Origin of the sequence: Nocardioides sp. CFH 31398 (assembly GCF_022436705.1) — a bacterium.
GTDB lineage: Bacteria > Actinomycetota > Actinomycetes > Propionibacteriales > Nocardioidaceae > Nocardioides.
This window is the reverse complement of record NZ_JAKUHT010000020.1, coordinates 105,127-127,667: the sequence shown is the minus strand read 5'-3', so window position 1 is coordinate 127,667 and position 22,541 is coordinate 105,127. Positions and strand designations below refer to the sequence as shown.

The 22,541-nt window shown below is 74.2% G+C and carries 21 protein-coding genes; 14 read left to right on the top strand and 7 right to left on the bottom strand.

What is annotated here, in order from left to right; all coding sequences use genetic code 11:
- Nucleotides 1–310 precede the first annotated feature (310 nt).
- Both MJ876_RS15770 and MJ876_RS15765 read left to right on the top strand, forming a co-directional pair.
- Nucleotides 311–1,669 (top strand): HNH endonuclease signature motif containing protein, encoded by a 1,359-nt coding sequence (locus tag MJ876_RS15770; protein ID WP_240237717.1) that lies wholly within the window; start codon nucleotides 311–313, stop codon nucleotides 1,667–1,669.
- 42 nt (nucleotides 1,670–1,711) lie between these two features.
- Nucleotides 1,712–2,752, top strand: coding sequence for a questin oxidase family protein (locus MJ876_RS15765; protein ID WP_240237715.1), 1,041 nt, complete (start codon nucleotides 1,712–1,714; stop codon nucleotides 2,750–2,752).
- Between the two features lie 16 nt (nucleotides 2,753–2,768).
- Here the strand turns inward: MJ876_RS15765 and MJ876_RS15760 are convergent, their stop codons facing one another.
- From MJ876_RS15760 to MJ876_RS15750, 3 genes are all read right to left on the bottom strand, one after another.
- Nucleotides 2,769–3,122 (bottom strand): putative quinol monooxygenase, encoded by a 354-nt coding sequence (locus MJ876_RS15760; RefSeq protein WP_240237713.1) that lies wholly within the window; start codon nucleotides 3,120–3,122, stop codon nucleotides 2,769–2,771.
- Between the two features lie 67 nt (nucleotides 3,123–3,189).
- Nucleotides 3,190–3,942: an aminoglycoside adenylyltransferase domain-containing protein gene (locus MJ876_RS22315; RefSeq protein ID WP_240237712.1), complete on the bottom strand. Its 753-nt coding sequence runs from the start codon at nucleotides 3,940–3,942 to the stop codon at nucleotides 3,190–3,192.
- Complete coding sequence (locus MJ876_RS15750; RefSeq protein ID WP_240237711.1) at nucleotides 3,939–5,858, bottom strand: anthranilate synthase family protein; 1,920 nt, start codon at nucleotides 5,856–5,858, stop codon at nucleotides 3,939–3,941. The genes MJ876_RS22315 and MJ876_RS15750 overlap by 4 nt, the downstream gene beginning before the upstream one ends.
- A 105-nt stretch (nucleotides 5,859–5,963) precedes the next feature.
- On the opposite strand from MJ876_RS15750, the gene MJ876_RS15745 reads away from it, so the two are divergent.
- Together MJ876_RS15745 and MJ876_RS15740 are read left to right on the top strand one after the other, a co-directional pair.
- A complete protein-coding gene (locus MJ876_RS15745; protein ID WP_240237710.1) occupies nucleotides 5,964–6,461 on the top strand; it encodes a DUF2975 domain-containing protein in 498 nt (165 codons plus the stop codon).
- Nucleotides 6,461–6,712 carry a helix-turn-helix transcriptional regulator gene (locus MJ876_RS15740; protein ID WP_240237709.1) on the top strand — a complete coding sequence of 84 codons (252 nt, stop codon included), beginning with the start codon at nucleotides 6,461–6,463 and terminating at the stop codon, nucleotides 6,710–6,712. Before MJ876_RS15745 ends, MJ876_RS15740 begins: the two co-directional genes overlap by 1 nt.
- Here MJ876_RS15740 and MJ876_RS15735 read toward each other — a convergent pair.
- Nucleotides 6,684–7,616 (bottom strand): LysR family transcriptional regulator, encoded by a 933-nt coding sequence (locus tag MJ876_RS15735; protein WP_240237762.1) that lies wholly within the window; start codon nucleotides 7,614–7,616, stop codon nucleotides 6,684–6,686. The two genes, MJ876_RS15740 and MJ876_RS15735, sit on opposite strands and share 29 nt — an antisense overlap.
- 92 nt (nucleotides 7,617–7,708) lie before the next feature.
- Between MJ876_RS15735 and MJ876_RS15730 the strand changes: the two genes are divergently transcribed.
- Genes MJ876_RS15730 through tsaA form a run of 3 tightly spaced genes read left to right on the top strand, consistent with a single transcriptional unit; the run spans nucleotide 7,709 to nucleotide 9,954 of the window.
- On the top strand, nucleotides 7,709–8,890 hold the full coding sequence (locus MJ876_RS15730; RefSeq protein ID WP_240237708.1) for a zinc-binding dehydrogenase: 1,182 nt from the start codon (nucleotides 7,709–7,711) through the stop codon (nucleotides 8,888–8,890).
- Entirely contained in the window at nucleotides 8,887–9,423 is a 537-nt protein-coding gene (locus tag MJ876_RS15725) for a formaldehyde-activating enzyme (protein WP_240237707.1), read from the top strand. Before MJ876_RS15730 ends, MJ876_RS15725 begins: the two co-directional genes overlap by 4 nt.
- A gap of 9 nt (nucleotides 9,424–9,432) precedes the next feature.
- Nucleotides 9,433–9,954, top strand: coding sequence for a tRNA (N6-threonylcarbamoyladenosine(37)-N6)-methyltransferase TrmO (tsaA, locus tag MJ876_RS15720; protein ID WP_240237705.1), 522 nt, complete (start codon nucleotides 9,433–9,435; stop codon nucleotides 9,952–9,954).
- A 3-nt stretch (nucleotides 9,955–9,957) separates the two neighbouring features.
- Here tsaA and MJ876_RS15715 read toward each other — a convergent pair whose 3' ends face one another.
- Entirely contained in the window at nucleotides 9,958–12,159 is a 2,202-nt protein-coding gene (locus MJ876_RS15715) for a UvrD-helicase domain-containing protein (protein ID WP_240237703.1), read from the bottom strand.
- 46 nt (nucleotides 12,160–12,205) lie between these two features.
- Nucleotides 12,206–13,021, bottom strand: coding sequence for an enoyl-CoA hydratase-related protein (locus MJ876_RS15710; RefSeq protein ID WP_240237702.1), 816 nt, complete (start codon nucleotides 13,019–13,021; stop codon nucleotides 12,206–12,208).
- Between the two features lie 55 nt (nucleotides 13,022–13,076).
- Here MJ876_RS15710 and MJ876_RS15705 point away from each other — a divergent pair, with 55 nt between their 5' ends.
- The 7 genes from MJ876_RS15705 (at nucleotide 13,077) to MJ876_RS15675 (ending at nucleotide 21,612) form a co-directional block, all read left to right on the top strand.
- On the top strand, nucleotides 13,077–14,636 hold the full coding sequence (locus MJ876_RS15705) for a molybdopterin-dependent oxidoreductase (RefSeq protein WP_240237701.1): 1,560 nt from the start codon (nucleotides 13,077–13,079) through the stop codon (nucleotides 14,634–14,636).
- 130 nt (nucleotides 14,637–14,766) lie between these two features.
- Nucleotides 14,767–15,486, top strand: coding sequence for a fasciclin domain-containing protein (locus MJ876_RS15700; protein ID WP_240237700.1), 720 nt, complete (start codon nucleotides 14,767–14,769; stop codon nucleotides 15,484–15,486).
- A gap of 40 nt (nucleotides 15,487–15,526) precedes the next feature.
- The gene (gene sigK, locus MJ876_RS15695; RefSeq protein ID WP_308192608.1) at nucleotides 15,527–16,120 is read left to right on the top strand and encodes an ECF RNA polymerase sigma factor SigK; all 594 of its coding nucleotides are present in this window, start codon (nucleotides 15,527–15,529) and stop codon (nucleotides 16,118–16,120) included.
- A complete protein-coding gene (locus tag MJ876_RS15690; protein ID WP_240237699.1) occupies nucleotides 16,117–16,896 on the top strand; it encodes an anti-sigma factor domain-containing protein in 780 nt (259 codons plus the stop codon). The genes sigK and MJ876_RS15690 overlap by 4 nt, the downstream gene beginning before the upstream one ends.
- Nucleotides 16,893–18,983, top strand: a complete 2,091-nt coding sequence (locus MJ876_RS22310; protein WP_240237698.1) for an FAD-dependent oxidoreductase — start codon at nucleotides 16,893–16,895, stop codon at nucleotides 18,981–18,983. The genes MJ876_RS15690 and MJ876_RS22310 overlap by 4 nt, the downstream gene beginning before the upstream one ends.
- Complete coding sequence (locus tag MJ876_RS15680) at nucleotides 18,980–20,329, top strand: cyclopropane-fatty-acyl-phospholipid synthase family protein (RefSeq protein WP_240237697.1); 1,350 nt, start codon at nucleotides 18,980–18,982, stop codon at nucleotides 20,327–20,329. The genes MJ876_RS22310 and MJ876_RS15680 overlap by 4 nt, the downstream gene beginning before the upstream one ends.
- Nucleotides 20,326–21,612 (top strand): cyclopropane-fatty-acyl-phospholipid synthase family protein, encoded by a 1,287-nt coding sequence (locus MJ876_RS15675; RefSeq protein WP_240237696.1) that lies wholly within the window; start codon nucleotides 20,326–20,328, stop codon nucleotides 21,610–21,612. Before MJ876_RS15680 ends, MJ876_RS15675 begins: the two co-directional genes overlap by 4 nt.
- Nucleotides 21,613–21,642: 30 nt before the next feature.
- Here MJ876_RS15675 and MJ876_RS15670 read toward each other — a convergent pair whose 3' ends face one another.
- On the bottom strand, nucleotides 21,643–22,305 hold the full coding sequence (locus MJ876_RS15670) for a hypothetical protein (protein WP_240237694.1): 663 nt from the start codon (nucleotides 22,303–22,305) through the stop codon (nucleotides 21,643–21,645).
- Nucleotides 22,306–22,541: the final 236 nt, after the last annotated feature.

Genomic DNA, 22,541 nt, shown 5'->3' with positions numbered 1-22,541 from the left:
CAACCACCGCGGTGGTCGAGCTTGTCGAGACCCTCACCGGGTTTCGAGGCTCCTCGCCAGGGCTCGTCGCACCTCAACCACCGCGGTGGTCGAGGTGTGAGGCCGCCCGCGGCCGAGCCTCGAGACCCGGTGCGCGCAGGGACGGCCCGCACCACCGCCCGATCGGTCCGCACCACCGGTGGTCGAGCCTGTCGAGACCCTCACCGGGTTTCGAGGCTCCTCGCCAGGGCTCGTCACACCTCAACCACCCGCGGTGACTGCCTGTGGACGACGGCCCGCCACTGTCGGCGGTCGAGCGTATGTTCGAATCATGGTCAGGGATGACGAGCAGCAGGCGGGTCGGTGGGGCGTCGGTGCGCACCCGCTGCTGGCCGCTGCCTCGTCGTTGACCACCGCCCTGGCCGCGGCGCACGGGGCGATCGACGCCGGCTCCGACCCGTCCTGGCTGGCGGCCGAGGACCAGGGCCAGCTGCTGAGGACGCTGGGGCGGGCGCAGGCCAGCCTGGATGCGTTGCTGATGCGGGTCCTGACCGCCTGCTCCGGGGCCGACTCGGTCGCCGAAGGCACCGCCGCACGGTCCGCCGCGGACTGGCTCGCCGGCGAGCAGCACGTCCGCGCGAACCGGTTGCACGCCGCCACGACGCTGGGGAAGGCGTTGGACCGCTGGCCCCGCCTCGCCGCAGCACTCGCGGCGGGGGAGATCACCACCGAGCACGCCCGCGCCGCCGTGGAGGCCCTCGAACGGCTACCGCGGACCGGCGACGACGCCCTCGACCCGGACCTCCTCGTCCAGGCGGAGACCGTGATGCTCGGTCACTGCAGTGAGTTCACCCCGCCCCAGATCCGCACCCTCGGCGCGCGGCTGCTCGAGGCCGTCGCCCCTGAGGTCGCCGAGCGTCTCGAGGCCAAGCGCCTCGCGGACGAGGAACGCCAGGCTCGCCGCGAGACGACGTTCTCGATGTCCCGCACCGGGCGCGGCACCCGGCGGTTCCGCGGGCAGATCCCCGAGCTGCACGCCTCCATCCTCGACAACGCCCTACGCGCGATCACCAACCCAGGACGCACCCACCTCGACGGAGGCATCCCCTTCGAGGATGACGGTCCACTGGACGGTGACCCCGTGAGCGACGGTCAGCGGCTGACCGACTCCCAAAGACTGGGCCAAGCGTTCTGCACGCTGATCGAGAACCTGCCCACCGACCGGCTCCCGGTCCACGGCGGATCACCCGTCACCGTGGTCGTCACCATCGACGAGGAGACCCTCCGCCAAGAAGCCACCGACCACGGCTACACCGGCTACGGCACCACCACCGGCGGTGCCCCCGTCTCCGTCGGCGAAGCCATCCGCCTCGGCTGCCAGCACGGCGTCCGCGGCTGGGTCGTCTCCGGCGACGGCGAGACCCTCCACCTCGGCCGCACCCGCCGCCTACACACCGGCCCCCAACGCCTCGCCCTCGAGCTGCAACACCCCACCTGCCAAGCCCGCGGCTGCGACGTCCCCGCCCCCTGGTGCGAAACCCACCACAAGACCCACTGGGCCGAAGGCGGCCACACCAGCCTCGACGACGGCGCCCTCCTCTGCCCCCACCACCACCACCGCACCCACGACCCGAAGTACGACACCCGCTGGCACCCCGACGACACCGCCACCTTCCACCGCAGGTGCTGAGGGGTTGACCTCGAGTGCGCTCGAGGACGTCGGATGGTCGGCATGAGCGACAACGGCGTGCTGCGGGAGGCGTACGGGCGGTTCGGGCGGACCGGGCCGGAGTTCGACGGGTGGCTGAGCAACCACGGGCCGATGGCCGTGGAGGCGATGGTCCGGCACGGGCACGACGCAGCGGTCGATCGGTGGATCGACCGCTACCAGGCGCGCCTCGAGCCGGCGCCGTCGCCGCGTGACCGCATCCAGGTCGAGGAGTGGCGGGAGGCCCTCGGCGACCCGCGTCGGCTCGGTGACTGGCCGGTCTTCTTCACGGAGCGGCTGAGGGAGGCCGACTGGCGGACGGTGCTCGCGGACTGGTGGCCACGGCTGCTCCCCGGCATCGCGGCCGGCGCGACCCACGGGGTCATCCGGGTCGGGCACGTCGTCCGGGTGATCGAGGAGCAGGGCGCATCCGGTGAGCACGTCGCCGAGCTCGCCCGGGCGCTCGGCTACTGGGCCGCCCGCTGGCAGCCGGTGCCGCGCGTCCCACTGACCGGCAGGCTGGGGCCCGCGAACGGGCTGCGCGGTGTCCCCGGTCTGCCTCCCGAGCACCAGGCCGGCGGCATCACCCTCCGCCTCGCGAGGCTCGAGGGCCTGCCGGGATGGGCCGAGGCGCAGGGATCGGTCGCGGCGCCCACCACGGAGCGGGCCGCGGATTTCCTGCGGTCGCTGGTCGCCTCCGCCGTCCAGGACTACGCGGAGCGGGCGCACGGGTCACCGGTGATGCTGGTGCACGCGGCGACCGCGCCGAACGCGGTGCTCCGCACCCTGCCGTCGCTCCCCCCGGGGCTGTGGGCCGAGTCGGCGGCCACCGCCTGGGCGGCGACGGCCGCGGTGCGGGCGGCCTACCTGCCGACCGAACCGGCCGAGACACCCGCCCCGGACGCCGGCCCGGAGGAGCTGATGGACGTCGCCGTCCGACACGGCGACGAGCACCTCGTGAAGCTGACCGACACCGCGCTGGACGTGTGGTCGTGGACGGGCGACCCGGCCGCGCTGGCCGCCGTACGACGGGGTGCGGCGCTGGTCGAGCCGCCCGGGCGATGACCGGGTCGGCGCGAGCTCAGAGCGAGGCGTGCGGCAGCAGCAGTCCGACGGCGTTCTCGCCCATCATCGCCCGCAGCTCGGGGCCGGGGACGCCGAGCGTCTCGCCCTCCATCTCGCCGCACGCCATGACCGCGGCCATCAGCTCGTCCCCGATGTTCGCGAGGTGCTCGACGAGGGCCGCGGAGTCGCGGTAGCGCTCGACCACGACGGCGCGGGTCTCGTCGTCGTCGAGGTAGATGTCGTACTGCAACGTCCCGGTGTCCTGCGTGCGGACGATCTCCATGCACCGCTCGGAGAGTCGCTTGAACTCCTCCGCGCCGCCGTCGGCGAACGCGATGCGGGCGATGCCGAGGATCTCGGTGCTGCTCACGGGTCGGTCTCCTGTCGTCGTCGACTGTTCCTGGCTCCCCGGGGCAGACCCGGCACCCGCGCCACACTCATCGGACCCGCCCCGCCAGCAGGGCGGCCGTCGTCGCGGTCCGCGCCGGGTCGTCCCCGACGTCCACCACCTCGCCAAGGTAGGCCGCCGCCGCGGTATCGAGGTCCTCCCGGGCGGCATCGGGGAGGGATGGCGCGACCAGCCGCCCGGCCTCGTCCTTCGCGACGACGCGTCCCGACCCGAGCGTCACGACCGTCCGCGCCAGCGTCAGCAGCACGTTCCGCTCGTCACCCGCGAGGTCCGCGAGGAGGGGGTCGAGAGTCTCACGCAGTGAGCGGCGGACGTCGTTCGCAGGCACCTGCGGCAGCAGCGTCGCCGGGTGCGGGCCGAGCAGCGGGACGGTGTGCTCACGGGCGCTCGCGACGACGACCGGCAGGTTCGCGTCGTACGACGGCCGTGGCAGGTCCCCCGCCGTGTGGTCGTCGCGCAGCCACTCGCCGTACAGGAGGTCGGCGAGGGCCGGACAGCGCCACGGCACCACGTCGTCCAGGCACACCGACAGGAGCTCGACGGGCCGGCCCGGCGTCCGGGTGGCGCGTCGTCCGGAGACCTCGAGGAGCCGGTCCACGACCGCCCGCCGCTCCGCGTCGTCGGGCGATCGGCGGGTGAGGACGAGCAGGTCGAGGTCGCTGTCGGGGCGCAGACCGCCGGCTGCCCCGGAGCCGACGAGCGCCACCGACTCGATGCCGCCCGGGTCGAGCGCGCGGAGGAGCCCCACGAGCTCCTCGACCACCGGACCCCCGGGCGTCACCGGTCCAGCAGGTCCCCGACGAGGTCCGCGAGCAGCTGGTAGCCGTTCTCGGTGAGGATCGACTCCGCGTGGAACTGGATGCCCGCGTAGTGCGGCCCCCGCACGCGGTGCACGTCGCCGGTCGCGGGGTCGGCGTCCACGCGGACGCCGTCCGGGGGCGCCGGCCGCTCGTCGCCGACGCGGGCCACGAACGTGTTGTAGAAGCCGACGCGCTCCACCCGGCGGTCCAGCGCGACCGGCGACTGGGTGCCCTGGAAGACGATGTCCTTGTACTCCAGGTCGAGCCCGAGCGCGTGGCAGAGCGCCTGGTGACCGAGGCACACGGCGAGGAACGGCCGCTGCGCGGCGAGCAGCTCGTCGACCGCCGCCCGCAGGTGCTGCATCTTCGGGTCGGCGTCGTCGCGGGGGTCGCCGGGCCCGGGGCCGACCACCACGAGGTCCGCCCCGTCGAGGGCGCCAGGCGCGTAGTCCTCGTGGCGCACCACGGACGTCGTCATCCCGAGCACCGCCAGCACGTGCCGGAGCATCTTCACGAAGTCGTCCTCGCCGTCGAGCACCACCGCGGAGAGCCCTGCGAGCGGCGGGGTGAGGACGTCGGCGTCCGCGGCGTGGTCGGTCAGCCAGAAGCGGGACAGCCGCTGGTTGCGCGAGTTCAGCGCGACGAGCACGTCCTCGTCGGCGACGAGCTCGGCGACGTCCACCGCGCTGGGCGGCGCGGAGGGCACGAGACCGAAGGCCGAGAGGATGCCCGACGCCTTCGCGTGCGTCTCGGCCACCTCGTACGCCGGGTCGGAGTCGCGCACCAGCGTCGCGCCGGCGGTGACCTTCAGGGTGCCGTCGGGGGCGACGTCCGCGGTGCGGATGACGATCGGGCTGTCGAGCACCGCGCCCCCCTGCTCGTCGCGCCCGAGGATCGCGAGAGCGGCGCCGTAGTAGCCGCGCCCCTCGGTCTCGTGGGTCGCGATGAGGCGGCAGGCGTTCTCGACGGGGCTGCCGGTGACGGTGGCGGCGTACATGGTGTCGCGCAGGACCTCGCGCGGGTCGCGCTCGGTGCGGCCGGCGAGGAGGTACTCGGTGTGCACCAGGCGGCTCATCGGCTTGAGGAACGGCCCGAGGACCTGGCCCCCGGACGAGCAGAGGTCGCACATCATCTTGAGCTCCTCGTCGACCACCATGAAGAGCTCGTAGACCTCCTTGGGGTCCGCGAGGAAGTCGAGGAGCTGCCGCTTCAGGTCGGGCCCGGCGTCGGTCGGCAGGCGGAAGGTGCCGCTGATCGGGTTCATCCGGACGTCGCCGCCGTGCACCGACACGTGGCGCTCCGGGCTCGCGCCGATGAGGTAGCGGTCGCCGGTGAAGAACACGAAGGTCCAGTACGCGCCGCGCTCCCGCTCGAGCAGCGTGCGGAACACCGACAGCGCGCGGGCGGCGTCCCAGTCGGCGACGCGGGCGCGGTAGTGCCGGCCGATCACGAGGTTCGCGCCCTCGCCCTGGCCGATCTCGTCGTCGATGATCCGCCGCACGGTCTCGGCGTACGCCGCGTCGTCGACGTCGAAGCCGCCGACGGAGTCGAAGGCGAGCTCGACGGGGTCGATCGCGGCGACGACGTCCTCGACGCTGAACTCCTGCTCGACCTCGACGTCCACGACGACCAGCGGGGTGCCGTCGTCGTTGACCTCGAAGCCCCGCTCGGCGATCTGGCGGAACGGGACGGCGACGAGCCGGTCGGCGATGTGCCCGTCGGTCGGGACGCCGTTCTCAAGCGGGATGTCGAGGATCGAGGCCACCTCGCTGCGGCGCCCGCCGAGGACGCCGACGGTGTCCTTGTCGCCCGCGCGGGTGGAGCGTCGGATGATCGCCCACGCCTCGTGCCCCTGGACGGCGTCGATCGCGTCCCGGGCGGTGGCGTGCTGGCTCATGGCGACGAGCCTAGGCCCGTCCCGCCCTTGACCCACGCCAGGTTGCTACCTATCGTCTTTCGATAGATACCGATCGAGAGACGGAGGACGAGGATGCTCGGACGCGTGACGCTGGCCCTCAGGGTCGTGGTCGGGGTGTGCCTCGCGGGCTCGGTGGTGGCCCAGGGCGGGACGGTCCTCGGGCTGACCCTCCTCCTCGTCGACGGCCCGCTCGCCTGGCAGGGACTGGTCGTCCTGCCGACCCTCTTCCTCGCCGTCGTGTGCCTGCAGGTCGTGGGCGTGTGCGTGTGGCGGCTGCTGACGATGGTCCGCCGCGGCACGGTCTTCACCGCCGCGGCCCTGCGGCACGTCGACCGGGTGGTCGGGGCGATCGCCGTCCTGGCGGTGCTCGTGACGGTCCTGCCGGTCGTGGCGGTCGTCAGCAACCGCACGCAGCCCGGGGACGCCGTCGCCCCCGGTGTCGTCGGGCTGGCGCTGGGCGCCTCGGTCGTCCTGGCGGGGGTCGCGCTGGTCGTCCTGGCGCAGCGGCTGCTGCTCGCGCAGGCCGTGGCCCGCGACGCCGAGACGCGGGCGCTCCAGGCCGAGCTGGACGGGGTCATCTAGTGCCCATCGTCGTCGACATCGACGTCATGCTCGCCCGCCGCAAGATGGCGGTCGGGACGCTCGCGGAGCGGGTCGGGATCACCCCCGCGAACCTCGCCGTCCTGAAGAACGGGCGGGCCAGGGCGGTTCGCTTCGCCACCCTCGAGGCCATCTGCGAGGTGCTCGACTGCCAGCCCGGCGACCTGCTCCGGTGGGAGCCGGACGACGTCCCGGTCGGGGCCGCTACTCCGTCGGCGTCCCGGCGTGGATGACCTGCTCCTCGGCCGCGGCCTGACGCCGCAGCTCGTCGAGCACCCGCTCGGTGGCGGCCGTCGACCGGTCGCGGTGATGGAGCACCGTGATGGTGCGGCTCCCGGGGTCGAGCGGGCCGGGGTGCACCCGTACCTGGCCGCGCTCGAGGTGGGTCAGCGTGAGCTGCGGGATGATCCCCGCACCCAGGCCCGCGGCCACGAGCGCCAGCATCGTGCCGGCCTGAACCGCGCCGTGGCGCACGTCCAACGAGACAGTGTGGTCGGTGGCCACCCGCTCGAGCGCCTCCCGTGACGCGCTGCGCCCCGACGAGAGCACCCAGGGCCCGCGCAGGATGTCCTCCGCCGCGACGTCGGTCGGCCACGACGCGGGGACGACGATGCGGAAGGGGTCCCGCACCAGGTCGGTCTCCACGAGGGTCCGCGGTCGCGGCGGGTCGTCGGGGCCGGGACGCTCGCTGAGGAGCAGGTCGAGCCCGGCCTCGGCGAGGTGCGCCAGGCCCTCCTCCTCGCCCACCTCGAAGATCCGGGGGTCGATCTCGGGGTCGGTGAACGACAGCGACACCACCGCGTTGGCCACGACCTGGTTCAGCACGCTGGCGAAGCCGCCGATGCGGACCGTGCCGCCTCGCTGCTCCTTGTGCAGGTCGACCTCGCGCTCCGCGCTCGCCAGGGCAGCCGCGAGCTGCTCGGCCCGGTCGGCGAGCCGTCGCCCGGCCGGGGTCAGCACGAGGGACCGACCTCCCCCGCGTCGACTGCGGTCCACGAGCGGGACGCCGGCCTCGGCCTCCAGCTTCGACAGGTGCTGCGACACCCCGGACGGCGTCAGGTGCAGCGCGCGGGCGGCCGTCTTCACGCCACCGGTCCGGGCCACGGCACGCAGGACGAGCAGGCGGTTCGGGTCCATCGGCACGATCGCAAGCCTAGATCAGCCGCGCTGAACCACAGCGTCACGACAACTCGCTTTCGCTGAGCCAGGTCAGGCTTCAGGCTGATGCCGTGCAGATCACCGCCGCTCTGCTGTCCGGCGTGGGACAGCCCTTCGAGATCACCACGCTCACCCTCGACGACCCCGGCCCCGGGGAGGTCCGGGTCCGCCTCGCGACGTCCGGGGTGTGCGCCTCCGACGCCCACACCCGGTCGGGCCGCATCCCGTCGCCGACCCCGAGCGTGCTGGGCCACGAGGGGGCCGGCGTCGTCGAGTCCGTCGGCGCCGGGGTGACCCACGTCCGCGTCGGCGACCACGTCGCGCTGTCGTGGATGCCGAGCTGCGGCGCGTGCCGCCACTGCCAGCGCGGCCGCCCCGTCCTGTGCACGGCCGCCGCCCCCGCGCTGCTCGCCGGGACGATGCTCGACGGCAGCGTGCGCCTCCACGACGCCGCCGGACGCCCCGTGCACCACTACTCGTTCCTGTCGACCTTCGCCACGCACACCGTCGTGCCGGCGGCCAGCGCGGTCCCGATCCCGGCGGACGTGCCGCTCGCGGTGGCGAGCATCGTCGGCTGCGCCGTCCTCACCGGGTACGGCGCCGTCGTCAACCAGGCGCGCGTCACGCCCGGCAGCTCCGTCGTGGTGTTCGGCGGGGGCGGCGTCGGGCTCGCCGCCGTCGTCGCCGCCCGCGTGGGGGGCGCCGCCCAGGTGATCGTGGTCGACCCTCTCGAGTCCAAGCGCACCGCCGCGCTCGGGTTCGGCGCCACCCACGTGCTCGCGCCGTCCCCGGTGGTGGCCGAGCAGGTCCGGGCCCTGACCGGCGGGGACGGCGCCGACTACGGCATCGACGCCACCGGCAGCCAGGGCGTGGTCGCCCAGGCCTTCGACGCCGTCGTCGCGGGCGGCACGGTCGTCTGCGTGGGCGTCCCCGCGCCCGGGGTCGACCCGGTCCTGCCCGGCGCGAACCTCGTCCGCTCGGAGAAGACCGTCGTCGGCAGCCTCTACGGCTCCTCCCGCCCCGGCCTCGACATCCCCGCGGTGCTCGACCTGTACATGGGCGGGCTGCTGCCACTGGACCGGATGATCACCAAGGCGTTCCGCCTCGACGAGGTCGACACCGCCTTCGACGAGCTCCGCGCCGGGACCCTCGGCAAGGGCGTCCTGGTCCTCGACCCCGAGCTCGCGGGCCCGCTGCCCGTCGAGGCGCCGGCCGACCTCGCCGTCCCGCAGCCCGTGCTCGTCGGCGCATGAGCCTGGTCCCGCAGGCCGACCTCGACGGCCGGCTCGCCCAGGGGTGGGGCGGCTCGGCGCCGGACGGCGTGCACGTCAACGTGCTCCTCGCCCGGCGCGGCAGCGCGACCGCCGCGACGATCACCACGGCGTTCACCTCGCCCAGCCCCGGCTTCACGCCGATCCTGGCCTCGCTCGGGCCCGACCAGGCGTCGTACGAGACCCTCAACCCGCCGACGGTCATCCTCACCAAGACCGAGCCGGCGGGCGACCTCGGCGCCACCCTGGTCGCCGGCGCGGCCCAGGTCGGCATCAGCCGGGCGGTCCTCGACACGGTCGCCGCCGGCGGGTTCGCCGCCGACCAGGAGACCCTCGTCCTGGTCTCCCTCTGGATCGACCCGGCCGCGAGCGACGAGACCGCCGTGCGCGACAACGCGCGCACCGCGGCGTCCCGCGCCCTCGCCGAGTGCGTCGAGGGCCGCTCCCCCGCGGCGGCCCTCGACCTCGTCCGCCGCCGCGACGAGGTCACCCACCCCTTCTACGGGGGCGCCTAACGTGGGCGCGTGACCCAGCCCGCGTCGTTCGGCCCGACCGTCATCGGGGTGCTGCGGACCGCCCGGACGGCGAAGGCCGACACCCCCGTCCAGGCCCACGCCAACCTGGGCGAGGAGGGCAGCGTCGAGCTCGACCCGGCGTACGCCGCGGGGCTGGAGGGCCTGGAGGGGTTCACCCACGCCTGGCTGCTGACCTGGCTGCACGAGGCCGATCCGTGCCCGCCGACGCCCGAGGCGCTGCGCCAGCGCCCGTTCCTGCGCCCGGACGGCGAGGCGATGGGCGTCTTCGCCATGCGCGGCCCGCGGCGACCCAGCCCGATCGGGCTCAGCCTCGTCGAGGTCGTGGCCGTCGAGGGCACGCGGGTCCGGTTCCGCGGGGTCGACGTGCTCGACGGCACGCCGCTGCTGGACCTCAAGCCGTTCTTCCCGGACGCTGACGTCCCGCGCGGCCCGGTCCGGGCCGGGTGGTTCGACGAGGTCGAGGTGCCGGAGGCCGCGACGCCCGCGTCGCTGCGCGGGCGGCGACCCTGAGGCTCAGCCCGAGATCGTCGTCAGCAGCTGCGTGGCGCGGGTGAGGACGACGTACAGCGTCGCGCGGCCAGTCGCCGACTCCGCCTCGATCTCGTCGGGGGCGACGACGGCGATGGCGTCGAACTCCAGGCCCTTCGTCTCGAGGCCGGTGAGCACGGCCACCCGGTCCTCCGACGACGTGCGTCCCGTCTCGGCGGCCTGCCGGGCGCCGGGGGCGTCGTCGGCGAGCTCGGTCCAGCCGGCCAGCCAGCGGTTGACGTCGGAGTGCCGGGCGGAGGGGACGACGATCCCGACGGTGCCGTCGACGCGCGCGGCGAGGTCGGCGACGACGCTCCGGGTGGTCGCCTGCAGGTCGTCGACGCCCGTCAGCACCACGGGGTCGACCCCGGTCGAGCGGACGGCGGTCGGCAGGTCGGCGTCCAGACCCACCCGCTCGGCGTACGCCGCGGCGTGGGCGTAGATCTCGGCGGAGTTCCGGTAGTTCGTCGAGAGGTGGAAGGAGTGGACGACCTTCTTCTCCAGCGCGGCGGCGCGCGCGGCGTCCGCCTCGGCCGGGACGGGCCACGACGACTGGGCGGGGTCGCCGACGACGGTCCAGGTCGCGGTGCGGCCGCGGCGTCCGACCATGCGCCACTGCATCGGGGAGAGGTCCTGCGCCTCGTCGACGAGCACGTGCGCGAACGCGTCGTCCTCGATCGAGCCGGTCGGGGGTGACCAGGCCCGGCCCGACGGGGCGTACTCGCGGTCCGACGCCGTCGTCAGCTCGGCCAGGTCGATGCCGCCCTCCGCGGCGGTGAGCAGGTCGTCGGCCTCGTCCGCGGGTGCGGGCACGTCGCCGAGGGCGTAGCGCAGCTCGTCGAGCAGCGGGACGTCCTCGATGCTCATGCCCGTCCCGGACGTGCCGGGCGACGACCACGACTTCTCCAGCAGGCGCTGCTCCTCGTCGGACAACGTCCCGTTCGCGACCGAGGCGAGGAGGTCGGGGTCGCGCAGCCAGCCGAGGACGTCGTGCGCCGACAACGGCGGCCACCAGGCCGCGGCGAAGTCGACGAAGGCGTCGTTCGACAGCATGTCGTCGACGAACTGCGGGCGTCCGCGCTCGCGGCCCCGGTCGCTGCGGACCTGGCGCCACAGCGCCTCGATGAGTGCCCCCGCCACGCGGGAGAGCTGGCGGTTGCGGCGGCCCTGCCCCATGAGCTGGCGGCGGACCCGGCCCAACGTGCCGCGGTCGAGCCGCAGGCGGTTGTCGTAGTAGTAGACCGAGAACTCCCCGGGGCTGCCGGGCGCCTGGCGCCGCGACAGCCGCACGAGGACGTCGGCCATCCGCGCGGACCCCTTGACCTCCGCGACGGTCGGCTCGTCGTGGCGCTCGGCGCGGACGCCGTCCACGACCTCGCCGAGCGAGCGCAGCGCCACGGCGGTCTCGCCGAGGCTCGGCAGCACCCGCTCGATGTAGCGCATGAACACGCCCGAGGGGCCGACGACGAGCACGCCGCCGGTCTCGTAGCGGCGCCGGTCGGAGTAGAGCAGGTACGCCGCGCGGTGCAGCGCCACGACCGTCTTGCCGGTGCCGGGGCCGCCCGAGATCGACACGACGCCCTTGACGGGCGCGCGGATCGCGCGGTCCTGCTCGGCCTGGATCGTCGCGACGATCGAGTGCATGGAGCGGTCGCGGGCGCGGGACAGCTGCGCCATCAGGGCGCCCTCGCCCATGACCGGCAGCTCCTCGGCGCCCGGGGCGGTCGGGTCGAGGAGCTCGTCCTCGACGCCCTCCACGGTGCGACCGGAGCTGCGCAGCACCCGGCGGCGGACGACGCCGGCCGGCTCGGCGGCCGTGGCCTGGTAGAACACGGCGGCCGCGGGGGCGCGCCAGTCGACGAGCAGCGAGTCGCGGTGCTCGTCGCGCAGGCCGATCCGGCCGACGTACCGCGGGCCGCCCTCGCCCGCGGGCGTGTCCGCCCTCAGGTCGAGCCGACCGAACACCAGGCCCTCGTGGGCGGCGTCCAGCTCCGCGATGCGGCGCGCCGCGTGGTGCACCATCGCGTCCCGCTCCACCAGGCCACCCTCGTGGCCCAGCCGGCCACGGTCGTGGCCCTCCCGCGCGAGCTCGCGCGCGGCTCGGGCGGACTCCTCCAACCGGGTGTGCACCCGGTCGACGAACGCTTGCTCAGCGGCGACCTCGGCGGCCGCCAGATCCTCCGACACTGCACCTCCATGGGGTGTCCCCACAGAAAAGAACGGACGGAGAACTCTAGCCCTTCCGCCGCAGGAACGCCCCCATCGCCTCCCTCGCCTCCTCCGAGCCGAAGAGCCGTGCGGAGGTCGCGGCCACCTCCTCGCGGCGCGCGTCGAGGTCGGCGAGCACCTCGCGGTTGAGCAGCAGCTTGGTCTCCCGCTGGCCCTGCGCGCTGCCGACGAGGAGCGCGGCGCACACCCGGTCGGCCGCCGCGTCGAGCTCGTCGGCCCCGACCGACTCCGTCACTAGGCCGTACGCCGCGGCCGCGTCGCCGTCGAACACCTCGCCGTCGAGGAAGGTCCGCTGGGCGCCCCGCGGTGTCATCCGGTGCAGCAGGACCAGCGAGATCACGGCGGGCGCGAGACCGAGGCGGACCTCCGTCAGCGCGAAGGTCGCGGCCCGGGAGGCGATCGCGACGTCGCAGGCCCCGACGAGACCGATGCCGCCCGCACGGACCGGGCCCTGGACCGCCGCGACCACCGGGGTCTCCATCGCCAGCACGGCCCGCTGCATGTCCACCATCCCGCGTGCGCCCTGCTCCATCCCGCCCTCGACGGCCTCCGACAGGTCGGCGCCGGAGCAGAAGACCTTCCCGGTGGCGCGCAGCAGCACCGCCCGTACCGAGGGGTCGCGGTCGGCCTCGTCGAGCGCGGTCAGCAGCTCGGCGACCAGGCGTCGGGACAGGGCGTTGCGGTTGTGCGGGGAGTCGAGCGTGACCACCGCGAGCCGGACGTCGTCCGGCATGCGGTGCTGGCCCTCGGGGGCGAGCTCCGCGGCGGGGCGGTGGCTGACGCGGACGAGGGGCTCGGGGGCGGGTGTGTCGCTGCTCACGCCGCGCATCCTGCCGGATCCGATCCGGGACCGGTCGCGGTGTCGAACCAGGGGCATGAAGCTCCTGCCGTCCGCCCGGACCGCCTCCTACGCCGGAGCCGGGGTGCTCGCCGCCCTCGCCGGCACCGCGGCCGGTCACCTGACGGCGTCGCTCCTGGACCCGGCGAGCTCGCCGGTCCTGGCCGTCGGCTCGACCGTCATCGACGCCACGCCCACCCCGGTGAAGGAGTGGGCGATCGCGACCTTCGGGTCCGCGGACAAGGTGATCCTGGTCGGCAGCGTCCTCGTCGTCACCCTGGTCCTGGCGGGCGTGGCCGGGGTGCTCGCCCGTCGCACCCTCGCGGGCGGGCTCGGCCTGCTCCTGGCGCTCGTCGCGCTGGCTGGTGCGGCGGCCGTGCTGCGTCCGACCGCCGGCGTCCTCGACGTCCTCCCGGCGGTCCTCACCGCCGCCGTGGGCGCCGGGGTGCTGGTCTGGTTCGCCCGGCGCCTGCGTCGGGCGACCCCGCCCGAGCCGTGGGACGCCGACTCCGCCGGCACCCCGACCGCGGCGCGCGCGTCGCGCCGTGGCGTCCTCGTCGGCGCCGGGGCGGTCGCGGTCGTGGCCGTCGGGATGGCCGCGATCGGCCAGGCGGTCGGCACCGCCCGCACCCGCCTGTCGAACATCTCGCTGCCGCGACCGACGTCCTCGCCGAAGGCCCTGCCCGCCGGTCTCGAGACCCGGGTCGACGGCGTCTCGCCGTTCGTCACGCCCGCCGAGGACTTCTACCGCGTCGACATCAACCTGTCCGTGCCCGTGGTCGACGAGTCGTCCTGGACCCTCACGATCGACGGCGACGTCGAGACGGAGGTGTCGTTCACCTACGCCGAGCTCCTCGAGATGGACACGGTCGAGAAGGACATCACCCTCACCTGCGTCTCGAACTACGTCGGCGGCCCGTACGTCGGCTCCGCGCGCTGGCAGGGCATCCCCATCAAGGACCTGCTCGACCGCGCCGGCATCGACTCCACCGGCGCCGACCAGATCCTCTCGACCTCGGTCGACGGCTTCACGATGAGCACGCCCCTCGAGGTGGCGCTCGACGGCCGCGACACCCTGCTCGTCATCGGGATGAACGGGGAGCCGCTCCCCCGCGACCGCGGGTTCCCCGCCCGGCTCGTGACCCCCGGCATCTACGGCTACGTCGGCGCCTGCAAGTGGATCACGAAGATGACCCTCACGACCTACGACGAGGTCGAGGCGTACTGGACCGAGCGCGACTGGGCGATCGACGGCCCGATCAAGATCTCGAGCCGCATCGACACCCCGGAGGGCCTCTCGTCGAACCCCGCCGGCGAGATCGTCGTGGCGGGCGTCGCCTGGGCGCAGACCCGCGGCATCGGCAAGGTCCAGGTCCGCGTCGACGGCGGCGCCTGGCAGGACGCCGAGCTCGGCCCCGACGCCGGCGTCGACTACTGGCGCCAGTGGTTCTACCGCTGGAAGGCCGACTCCCCCGGCCAGCACCTGATCGCCACCCGCGCGATCACCGACGACGGCGAGGTGCAGACCGCCGCGATGGCCGAGCCGTTCCCGAACGGCTCCAGCGGCATCCAGGAGATCGTCGTCAACGTCAGCTGACCCCGAGATGGTCGGGAACGTCGAAAAAACCCAGGTCAGCACCCATCCACCCACCCGCAGGTGACGAATCACCTGCGCACTTCCCCCGCACGGCCCGGACAGTCCGGGTCGCCGACAGAAAGGCCTCACCATGCAGCGCACGATCCTGAAGCGGACCGGCGGCGTCGCGGCCCTGGCCCTGTCCCTCTCGCTGGGCCTCGCGGCCTGCTCGAGCGAGGACGCCGACTCCGGTTCCGACTCGTCGGGCTCCGAGAGCAGCGCCACCGAGGAGTCCCCCTCCGAGGAGTCCAGCCCCTCCGAGGACTCCAGCGAGTCCGAGGCCGCGGAGGAGCCGATGTACTTCGGCGCCGCCTGCGCCGAGGTGCCGCAGAACGGCCCCGGCTCGGCCGAGGGCATGGCCGACGACCCGGTCGCCACCGCCGCCAGCAACAACCCGCTGCTGGAGACCCTGGTCACCGCGGTCACCGAGGCCGACCTGGTGCAGACCCTGAACGGCCTCGAGGCCGCCACCGTCTTCGCGCCGACCAACGACGCCTTCGCCAAGATCCCGGAGGCCGACCTCAACGCCCTCCTCGGCGACAAGCCGGCCCTGACCACGGTGCTCACCCACCACGTCCTGCCCGAGCGGGTCGACCCGTCCGACCTCGCCGGTGACCAGACCACCGTCGCGGAGGACACCGTGACCATCGAGGGCGAGGGCGAGGACTTCACCATCCCCGCCGCCAACGGTGGCGAGGAGGCGAACATCATCTGCGGCAACGTGCAGACCGCCAACGCCAACGTGTACGTCATCGACAGCGTGCTGATGCCCGAGCAGACGGGCGGCGGCAACGGTGGCGGCAACGGCTGATCGGGCGCCACGACCCAGGATCATCAGGGATGATGCGGCCGTGAGGTCGACTGAACCCGTAGCCTCCGGCCCACCCGCACCGGGTGGGCCGGAGGCCCTGGGCCGCCTGCTCCAGCGCTCCAGCCGGGGCGACCATGCCGCCTTCGGCGAGCTGTACGACGCCACCGCGGCACGGGTCCACGGGCTCGCGCTCCGCGTGGTGAGAGACCCGGCGCAGGCCGAGGAGGTCACCCAGGAGGCCTACCTCGAGACCTGGCGCACCGCCAGCCGGTTCGACCCGGCGAAGGGCAGCGCGCTGTCCTGGATGATGACCATCGTCCACCGCAAGGCCGTGGACCGGGTCCGCTCGGCGGAGGCCAGCACCCGCCGCGACCTGACCTACCACCACCGCACGAGCACGCCCGAGCACGACAGCACGGCCGAGGCCGCGCACGCGTCGCTCGAGGCCCACCGGGTCCGCTCGGCCCTCGCCGCACTCACCGACGTGCAGCGCGAGGCCGTCGAGCTGGCCTACCTCGGCGGCTACACGCACACCGAGGTCGCGCAGCTGCTCGACCTGCCGCTGGGCACCGCCAAGACCCGGATCAGGGACGGCCTGATCCGACTACGAGACGCGATGGGAGTCGGCCAGTGACCGATCACGACCACCAGGCCCGCGACCTCGCCAGCGAGACCGAGCTCAGCCACGCCCTGGTCGGCGCGTACGCCGTCGACGCCCTCGACGAGTCCGAGCGGACCCTGTTCGAGCGGCACCTGGCGGCCTGCCCGGACTGCCAGGCCGAGGTCGCCACCCTCCAGGAGGCGGCGGGCGTGCTCGCCTCGACCTCCCTGACCACGCCCCCGCCGGGCCTGCGCCGCGACGTGCTGGCGCAGATCGGCACCATCCGCCCGCTGCCGCCGCTGCCCGTGCAGCCGACCCTCGCCGAGCGGCGCGACGAGCTCGCCGCGCGCCGCGGCCGTCGCCGCCGCTGGACCTCGACGGTCGCCGGCGTCGCCGCGGCCGCCGTCCTCGCCGTCGGCCTGGGCGTCACCCAGCCGTGGGTCGACCAGCCCGACGAGCTCAGCCCGGCGCAGCAGGTGCTGCAGGCCGACGACGCCCGCTCGACCTCGGTCGAGCTCGGCAAGGACGTCCGCGCCACCGTCGTCCACTCCGACACGGCGAACTCCTCGGTCATCCGGACCGAGAACATGCCGCCGCCGCCCACGGACCGCGTCTACCAGCTCTGGTACGAGCGCGACGGGGTCTTCGAGCCGGCGGGGCTGATGCCGGTCGCCGAGGACCAGACGGTCCAGCTGAACGGCGAGGCGCGCGGCGCCGACGGCGTCGGCATCACCGTCGAGCCGGAGGGGGGCTCGGAGGAGCCGACCTCGGAGCCGATCGCCGAGTTCGACTTCGGACCGGCCGCGTGAGCGCTGGGGGTCATGGGGAGCAGCACACGGACCGTCGTCGGGTCGCCGTCGTCGGGAGCGGTGTCGCCGGCCTGACCGCGGCCTACGTCCTCTCGCGGACCTGCCACGTCACCCTGCTGGAGGCCGACAGCCGCCTCGGCGGCCACGCCGACACCCACCCCGTCGACGTCCGACGCCCCGACGGCACCACCGTGACGGTCCCGGTCGACACCGGGTTCATCGTCCACAACGAGCGCACCTACCCCCACCTGCTGCGGCTGTTCGGCGAGCTCGGCGTCACGACGCGGCTCTCCGAGATGTCGATGTCGATCCGCGACGAGCAGCGGCGGGTCGAGTGGGCCGGCGCGCTCGGCCTCACCGGGGTGTTCGCCACCTGGCGCAACGCCGTCGACCCCGCGTTCCTGCGGATGCTCGTCCAGGTCCCCCGCTTCCACCGCCGCGCCCGCGCGCTGCTGCGCTCGACGTCCGACGCCGACGCCGACCTGCGCACCCTCGCCGAGTTCCTCGACGACGGCGGCTTCGACCAGCACTTCCGTGCCCTGTTCATGGAGCCCCTCGTCGCCGCGGTGTGGTCCACGGACGACGCCCGTGCGCTGGAGTACCCCGCGCGCTACCTGTTCCGCTTCCTGTCCCACCACGGGATGCTGCAGGTCTTCGGCTCCCCGCCGTGGCGGACGGTCGTCGGCGGGTCCGCGACGTACGTCGCCGCCGTGGCCGAGCACCTCGACGAGGTCCGCACCGGCGTCAAGGTCACCGGCCTGCTCGAGACCGCCGACGGCGTGCAGCTCACCGACGGCAACGGCGAGCGGACGACGTTCGACGCGGTGGTCGTCGCCACCCACCCGCACCAGGCGCTGGCGATGCTGGACGCGCCGACCGACGCGCAGCGCGAGGTCCTCGGCGCCATCACGTACTCCACCAACACCGCGCAGCTGCACACGGACACCTCGCTGCTGCCGCGCCTGCCGCGCGCCCGCGCGTCGTGGAACTACCTGCGCCGGCCCGCCCACCACCACGGCGACACCGGGGCCGTCACGGTCACCTACGACCTCACCCGGCTGATGCGCCTCGACGAGGCGTACGGCGTCACCGACCGCCGCTTCCTCGTCACCCTCGGCGGAGCCGACCTCGTCGACGAGGCCACGGTGATCGACACGATGGAGTACGAGCACCCGCTCTACACCCCCGAGTCCGTCGCCGCGCAGGGCCGGCTCGACGAGTGCGACTCCGACCGGCTCGCCTTCGCCGGCGCCTACCACGGCTGGGGCTTCCACGAGGACGGCGCGCGCTCGGGCGTCGAGGCCGCGGCCCGGTTGGGTGTGGACTGGGAGCGCACCGCGCCGGGCCGCCGCCCGGCCACGGCGTCCACCTCGCCCCGCACCTACGCGACCACGATCAGCCACACCCGCCGCACGCCGCTGCGGCGGACGTTCTCGCACCGCTCGCACACCCAGGTCGTCGACCTCGACCACCTGCCGCGACCCGGCGTCCTCGGCCCCGTGCTCGGGACCTTCGAGGCCCGGGACCACGTCAACGACCCGGCCCACCCGGAGCGCAGCCTCCGCGAGAACGTCGAGGCCTTCTGCGCCCAGCAGGGCGTCGACGTGTCGGGTGGCCGCATCCTCATGGCCGCCAACCCCCGCGCCTTCGGCTACTGCTTCAACCCGATCTCGGTGTTCTGGTGCTTCGGGCCGGACGGCGAGCAGCGCTGCGTGGTCGTCGAGGTCCACAACACCTACGGCGAGCGGCACGCCTACCTCGTCCACCCGGACGCCCAGGGCCGCGCCAGCACCGACAAGGCGCTGTACGTCTCCCCGTTCCACGGGACGGGCGGCCGATACGAGATCGCCGTCCCCACCCCGACCGAGACCGACCTGCACGTCGCCGTGTCCCTGACCTCCGACGAGGGCGAGGACTTCTCGGCCTCGCTGCGCGGCACCGCGACCGCCCGCCACGCCCCGTGGCGCGCCGCGCCGGTCGCCTTGCGACACTCCGTGCTGATCAGGCTCCACGGCATCACGCTCTGGCTGCGCCGCCTGCCGGTCCGCCCCCGACCCGACCACCCCCGCCAGGAGGGCGTCTCGTGACCACCGAGATGACACCGCACGAAGACCTGGGCGCCACCGCGTACGCGGTACCCCGTCCCGACCCGCACACGTGGCCGGGTCTGGACCGCGTCCCCTCCGGCCCCCGCACCCGGGTGTCCGCGCTGGTCGCGAAGCGGCTCTTCGCCGCCGCGATCTCGCGGCTGCCGGTCACCGTCCACGGTGCCGACGGGCCCGGCTCGACGCTCGGGCTCGGCGGCCCGGAGATGACGATCCACCGTCCCGACGAGTTCTTCGCCCGGTTCGGCCGCGACGCCCTCATCGGCTTCGGCGAGGCCTACCTGACCGGCGCCTGGGACGAGGGGCCCTCCGGTGACCTGGGCGGCTTCCTCGCCGTGCTGTCCGCGGAGATGCCGCGCCTGGTGCCCGAGCCGCTGCAGAAGCTGCGCGCCGCCGTCGTCCGCCGACCGCCGGCGCTGCACCGCAACACCGAGAAGCAGACCCGCGGCAACATCGCGCACCACTACGACCTCTCGAACGACCTGTTCGCCACGTTCCTCGACCCGACGCTGAGCTACTCCTCCGCACTGTTCGAGGCGCGGCTCGACGCCGTCCGCGACACGGTCGGCCCGTTCCTGCAGGCCGCGCCGCCGGTGCCCGGGGCCGACCTCGAGGCGGCCCAGGCCCGCAAGATCGAGCGGCTGCTCGACCAGACCGGCGTGGGCCGGGGCACCCGGGTGCTCGAGATCGGCACCGGCTGGGGCGAGCTCGCGATCCGCGCCGCCGCCCGCGGGGCGACGGTCCACTCCGTGACCCTGTCCAGCGAGCAGCAGGCGCTGGCGCAGCGACGGATCGACGAGGCCGGTCACACCGAGGCCGTCACCGTCGAGCTGTGCGACTACCGCGCCGTGCAGGGCACCTACGACGCCGTCGTCTCCGTCGAGATGATCGAGGCCGTCGGCCACGAGTACTGGTCGACGTACTTCCGCACCATCGACCGGGTGCTGGCGCCCGGTGGTCGGGTCGGCATCCAGGCGATCACGATGCCGCACGACCGGATGCTCGCCACGAGGCGGACCTACACCTGGATCAACAAGTACATCTTCCCCGGCGGCTTCCTGCCGTCGGTGCAGGTCCTGGACGAGATCACCCGGGCCGACACCGCGCTCCGGATGACCGGGCGGCTCTCGATGGGCCAGCACTACGCCGAGACCCTGCGGCAGTGGGACGTCACGGCGACCGCCGCCGCCGCACGGATCGGCGCGCTCGGCTTCGACGAGACGTTCCGCCGGATGTGGCACTTCTACCTCGAGTACTCCCGGGCGGGCTTCGCCTCGGCGTACCTCGACGTCAACCAGCTGCTCTTCACCCGGGAGGACGCCCGATGACCGTCGCCGACCGTCTCGCCGAGGCGCTCGCCCCGTTCGTGGGCGGCGAGCTGCCCGTGCGGCTGCGTGCCTGGGACGGCAGCGAGACCGGCCCCGTCGGCGCACCGCTGGTGGAGATCCGCACGCCGGACGCCCTCCGTCGGCTGCTCTGGCACCCGGGGGAGCTGGGCGCGGCGCAGGCCTACGTCACCGGCGAGATCGAGGTGCACCACGACCTGGACGACGCCCTGACCCACGTGTGGTCGGTCGCCGCGGAGCGGGGCCTGTCGGGGGTACGCCCGACACCGTCGACGCTGCTGCAGGCCGCGCGGACGGCCCGCGACCTCGGCGTCCTCGGCCGCCCGCCCGTCGCCCCGGCCTCGCAGGCGCGGATCACGGGCCGGCTGCACTCCCGGCTCCGCGACCGCCGAGCGATCAGCCACCACTACGACCTGTCGAACGAGTTCTACTCGTTGATCCTCGAGCCGCAGATGGCGTACTCGTCGGCGTACTTCACCAAGCCGCTCGACGACCCGTCGTACACGCTCACCGACGCGCAGCGCGACAAGCTGGACCTCGTCTGCCGCAAGATCGGCCTCGAGCCGGGCATGCGGTTCCTGGACGTCGGGTGCGGCTGGGGCTCGCTGTCGCTGCACGCCGCGGAGCACTACGGCGCGCAGGTGACCGGCGTGACGATCGCGGCGGAGCAGAAGAAGTTCATCGACGCCCGCATCGCCGAGCGCGGCCTGGGCGACCGCGTCGAGATCCGCTTGCAGGACTACCGCGAGATCCCGGAGGTCCAGGGGGGCGCCGGCCACTTCGACGCCGCCGCGAGCATCGAGATGGGTGAGCACGTCGGGCAGGGCAACTACCCGACGTACGCCCGGGTGCTGCGCGACGCGGTCAAGCCCGGCGGCCGCGTGCTCGTGCAGCAGATGTCGCGGGCCGGCGGCCGCAAGGGCCACCCCGGTGGCGGCCCCTTCATCGAGTCGTTCATCGCTCCCGACATGCACATGCGCCCGGTCGGCGAGACCGTCGCGCTGCTGGAGGAAGGCGGCCTCGAGGTCCGCGACGTCCACGCGATGCGTGAGCACTACGTGTGGACCGTCGACGGGTGGCTCGAGACGTTCGAGAAGAACGCGGCCCGGCTCACCGAGCTCGTCGGCGAGGAGGTCGTCCGCGTGTGGCGGCTCTACCTGGTGGGCGGCCGGATGGCCTTCCGCGACGGTCGCATGGGCGTGGACCAGATCCTCATGGTCCGCCCCGGCGCCGACCACACCCTGCCGCGGGTGCGGGACTTCTGAGCCATCCGGCCGCCGCGTCTCAGCGGCTGCTCACCGGAGCGTGGTGAGCGCCAGGCGGGTGAGGCGCTGCGACGCGCCCTGGTCGGGCAGCGAGCCCCGCTTCGAGGTCACGACGTGCACCAGGGTGTCGCCGCGCAGCACCAGGTAGTGCAGGTCGAACACCTTCCCGCCGCCCGAGTACGTCGTCCGCAGGCTCCATCCGAGCCGGTCCTGGCCGTACAGCGGGACCGAACGCTGGAACCACGAGTAGGTCTCCGTCCTCGTCCGCGCCGTCTGCCCGCGACACTCCCGCACCGCGGCCCGCAGCACGCCGAGTGCCGCCCGTGCCGCCTCCGGCGAGGCGAAGGTGCGCTCCTGGACGACCGGCGTCACCGGCCGCGCCTCGGCCTCCGGGCCGGGACGGTAGAGAGCCGCGCGACCGGACTCGCCACGGGCTCGGACCTCCTCGCCGAGACAGGGCTCGTCGTACACGGTCGCGGTGCCGCTGTTCGGACCTCGGATGCCGGTACCGGGCTGCGCCGCCCGGGTGCCGCCCGCGGCGTCCGGGAGGACCTGCGCGACCTCGCGCTGGTAGGGCAGGCGGCTCGTGGCCGCCGGGTCGGTGGGTTCGTCGGCGGAGGCCGGGGCGGCGAGAGTCGCCGCTCCGGTCATGGTCAGGCCGGCGACGAGGCCGGCGAGCAGACGTCTGGTCATGGTGGACCCCCGTGGTGACGGTGCCGAGGTCTGGTGACCCCGGTCACACTCACCCCTTCCGTCCCGGTCACCCCACCAAACCCGTCCGGCACAGGTTTCCCTCGGCGACAGCGGCGACAGCGGCGACAGCGGCGGCAGGGGGGCGCCGGGCGACGACCCGAGGACGCCTCGGGGACGGCCTCGGCCGACCCGTGACAACGGGGCTCGTCGGGAGCATGCTCGGCGGCGACAACCGG